Annotated in this window: 3 protein-coding genes; 2 read left to right on the plus strand and 1 reads right to left on the minus strand. The window is 72.5% G+C overall.

All coding sequences use genetic code 11. The features are described from left to right. Positions 1 to 492 precede the first annotated feature (492 nt). On the minus strand, positions 493 to 852 hold the full coding sequence (locus KS423_RS44035) for a hypothetical protein (protein ID WP_224285297.1): 360 nt from the start codon (positions 850 to 852) through the stop codon (positions 493 to 495). 243 nt (positions 853 to 1,095) lie between these two features. Between KS423_RS44035 and KS423_RS44040 the strand changes: the two genes are divergently transcribed. Both KS423_RS44040 and KS423_RS44045 read left to right on the plus strand, forming a co-directional pair. After that, a complete protein-coding gene (locus KS423_RS44040; protein WP_224285298.1) occupies positions 1,096 to 1,662 on the plus strand; it encodes a TetR/AcrR family transcriptional regulator in 567 nt (188 codons plus the stop codon). A gap of 146 nt (positions 1,663 to 1,808) precedes the next feature. After that, on the plus strand, positions 1,809 to 2,163 hold a 355-nt coding region (locus KS423_RS44045), incomplete at its 3' end, for an MFS transporter (RefSeq protein ID WP_374120171.1).

The raw sequence follows: 2,163 nt of genomic DNA on the forward strand, positions 1-2,163 counted from the left end.
CGAGGTGTGGGACGCCGCCTGGGCGGCCGCGCCGAGCGCCGGGACGAGGCCCGCCCCGAGCGCGAGGCCGAGCATGCGGCGCCGACGGACTCCGGCGGCCTGGTCGCGGCCGGACGGTTGGGGCTCCATGACGGTGCCTCCCGGTGCTGGAGGTGGTTGGGCGCTCGGGGCTGTGGTGCCGGGCGCACGCACCAGGATTCCGCCCCGGCGGGCCGGTCCGCCATCACCCGCAACGGTGAATCGCGGACGCACGGGCCGTGAAACGGAGCGGATGTCGCCGGTCGATGGTTTGACGGTCGTTCCGGAGGCGCCAACGATGGGCGCGCACGTTCGGTCGGGACTGTCGGAGGGCCACACGGGCGGCGCCGTGAAGCCGATCCGCACCACGCGGCTGACCAGGGCGGTGGACTACGCCTGCGCGGCGGAGGGCGACGCCTCGGCCTGCTCGCTCTGGCCGGCCGGGGCCCGCCCCCCCCGCCGGTCAACCGGTCATCAGCGCACGCTGAGCTTCACCGTGGCGGTCCTGCCGGTGTAGGACTTGTGAATCTGCTCGCGCGTCCCGGAACCGCAGGCCTGCACCTCCTCCGGGTAGCGCCCGCCGTCGGGCGTGATCGTGACCGTCGCGCACATGCCGTCGGCCCGGGTGTCCTCCACCCACCCGTCGACGTAGAGCGTCTCGACTCCCTCGACCTTCTTGCACTTCAGGGTCCACGTGGCCTCCGCTCCGTCGATCTTGGGCGAGTCGCTGTGCGGACACGTCGCCGCGGTGGCCGGCGTCGCGGCGGCCACCACCGTCCCGCCGACCAGCGCAGCGGCAGCGAGAACGGCTCGGAGGGGCAAGGCCAGTCGCATGATGGGTCTCCTTGTGTGGGCGCAGGACGTCAGCGGAGGGTTTCTGCCGCACGCGAAGCAGATTGACTCCGAAGGGCGGCACAGTGCGCTCGTACGGGTGACACCCGGTTCGACGTGGTGCGTCGTGCACCGGTCGGGACATGCAGGGCAGCGGCGCCTCGACGGCGGGAGGTCATCCGGGATTCCGGTACGGGCCGGAGGTGGGTGTTGACGGCGGTGAAGTGTGAGTGGTTGAGTACTCACATGCAGAAGGAACGACCCCGGCAACTGTCCACCGCCGAGGAGCGTCGCGAGACGGTGCTGCGCACCGCGATCGGGGCGTTCGCCGCGCGGGGGTACTTCGGCACCACCACCACGGAGGTGGCGAAGGCCGCCGGCATCTCGCAGGCGTACGTGTACCGGCTCTTCCCGAGCAAGGAGGCCCTGTTCGTGGCGGTGGTGGAGCACTGCTTCGTGCGGGTCCGCGGGAGTCTGGAGCGTGGCGCGGCGGAAGCGGGGGGGAGTTCCCCGGAGGTGGTCCTCCAGTCCATGGGGGACGCCTACGCCAAGCTGATCACCGACAACGACCTGATGCTGGTCCAGCTGCACGCCCAGGCGGCGGCGGTCTCCGAGCCGGCCGTCCGGGAGGCGGTCCGGCAGGGGTACGCCCGGCTGGTCGAGTACGTGCGCGGGGCCTCGGGTGCGGCGGAGCCTCGGATCCAGGGCTTCTTCGCCACCGGCATGCTCTGCCACCTGCTGGTCTCGATGGGGGCGGACGAGGTCGACGCGCCGTGGACGCGGACCCTCGCGGCCGGCATCACGCACTACTGATCGGCCACGGCCGGCCAGTGCCACCCACCCGGCGGGGCGGGAGGTCCGCGCGCACGCGACGGTCCGAACGCCGCCGCCTTTCTTTGGCCATAAGTGTGAGTGGTTAACCACTCATCAATGCTCCTTCGGAAAGGAGGACCACCGCCGTGAGTCCGCAGGACGCCGACCCGTTCCTCGCCCGCCGTACGGCCGGCGGCGCACTGGCGGCCCTCGTCGGGGCGCAGTTCACCGTCATCCTCAGCACCTCGATCGTCAACGTCGCCCTCCCGAGCGTCCGCGACGGCATCGGTCTCACCGACGACGGTGCCGCCTGGGTGGTCAACGCCTACGGCCTCGCCTTCGGCGCGCTCCTGCTGGCCGGCGGCCGGATCGCAGATCTGGCCGGACGGCGCCGCGTCCTGCTCGCCGGACTCGCCCTGTTCGCCGCCGCTTCGGCCGCTGCCGGGCTGGCGTCCACCGGGGCGGCGCTGATCGCCGCGCGCACCGTCCAGGGCCTGGCCG

This window comes from Streptomyces sp. LS1784 (assembly GCF_020103755.1).
In the GTDB taxonomy this organism is placed as follows: Bacteria; Actinomycetota; Actinomycetes; order Streptomycetales; family Streptomycetaceae; genus Kitasatospora.